Here is a 1,362-nt window from a genome sequence, read left to right on the forward strand (position 1 = left end):
GTGTTCCTGTCCGGTTCCGCCGGTGTGCGGGACGTGGTGCGCGCGCCCTGCACGGTGAGGCGCGCCCGGTTCGTACGAGCCGGTGGTGCGGGTCGTGGGGGTGGCTGCTCGCCGGGGCCGAAGCAGACGGCGAACACGCGCTCGTACCGCTCCAGATCGTCCCGGCCGCCGCACAGGGTCAGCCGCCCGGCCCAGTACAGGTCTGTTCGCCCGCCCAGCCCGAGCACATCGACCGCCCGCACAAACGCGTGCACCCGTTCGCTGCTCGCCTCCAGACCGGCGGCGCGCAGCGCGCGGACGAACGCGAGAAGCGCCGCCAGGGGGCCCGCGTCCTCCGGCATGTCACACCCCCCGCCCCGCCAGCACCGCCGCGAAGTCCAGCGTCCGGGCCCGCTCGGCGTCCTCCCGGTACTTCAGCACCGAGCCCAGCGTGGCGAGCGCGAGCGCCGCGTCCACCTCCCGCGCACCGAGCGCGTCCAGCGCCTCCGCCCAGTCGATCGTCTCCGCCACACCCGGCGGTTTGACCAGGTCAAGGGCCCGCAACTCCTGCACCAGCGCGGTCACCTGCTCGGCCAGCCGCTCGGCGACCCCCGGCAACCGCCGCCGTACGATGGCCAGTTCGCGCGCGAACTCCGGGTGATCGAACCAGTGGTACAGACAGCGCCGCTTCAGCGCGTCGTGCACCTCGCGGGTGCGGTTCGAGGTCAGCACCACCACCGGTGGCCTCTCGGCCCGGATCGTGCCCAGCTCCGGGATCGTCACCGAGAACTCCGACAGCAGCTCCAGCAGGAACGCCTCGAACTCGTCGTCCGCCCGGTCGATCTCGTCCACCAGCAGCACACACGGCCGGGTCTCCAGGGCCCGCAGCAGCGGCCGGGCGATCAGGAAGCGGCGGTCGTACAACTCGCCCTCCAGCCGCCCCGGATCGGTGACCCCGGCCGCCTCGGCGGCCCGCAGATGCAGCAGCTGGCGCGGGAAGTCCCAGTCGTACAGGGCCTGTGCGGCGTCGATGCCCTCGTGGCACTGCAGGCGGATCAGCGGCGCGTCGAGCGCCTCGGCGAGGGCGGAGGCGAGCGCTGTCTTGCCCGTGCCCGCGTCGCCCTCGCAGAAGACGGGCCGGTGCAGTCGCAGCGCCAGGAAGCAGGCGACGGCCAGCCCGTCGTCGACGAGGTACCCCGTCGCCTCCAGGCGGGCCCGCACCTGCTCCGGGCCGTCCTCACCGGTGATCGTCGCTCACCCCATCCCGGCGGCGGCCAGCACCGCCCGCTTGGTGAGCACCCGTGCCAGATGCGCGCGGTACTCGGGCGAGGCCGCGGTGTCCTGCGCCGGCCGGGTGCCCTCCGCCGCGGCCTCGGCCGCCCG

General features: G+C 74.4%; 1 protein-coding gene and 2 pseudogenes. All 3 read right to left on the reverse strand.

The window, feature by feature from the left end; translation table 11 throughout:
* Positions 1–341: pseudogene (locus N4P33_RS35245) on the reverse strand (hypothetical protein); the annotation flags it as partial.
* A 1-nt stretch (position 342) separates the two neighbouring features.
* Positions 343–1,227 carry a MoxR family ATPase gene (locus N4P33_RS35250; RefSeq protein ID WP_260830985.1) on the reverse strand — a complete coding sequence of 295 codons (885 nt, stop codon included), beginning with the start codon at positions 1,225–1,227 and terminating at the stop codon, positions 343–345.
* 6 nt (positions 1,228–1,233) lie between these two features.
* Positions 1,234–1,362: pseudogene (locus tag N4P33_RS35255) on the reverse strand (xanthine dehydrogenase family protein subunit M); the annotation flags it as partial.

This window comes from Streptomyces sp. 15-116A, assembly GCF_025290915.1.
In the GTDB taxonomy this organism is placed as follows: Bacteria; Actinomycetota; Actinomycetes; order Streptomycetales; family Streptomycetaceae; genus Streptomyces.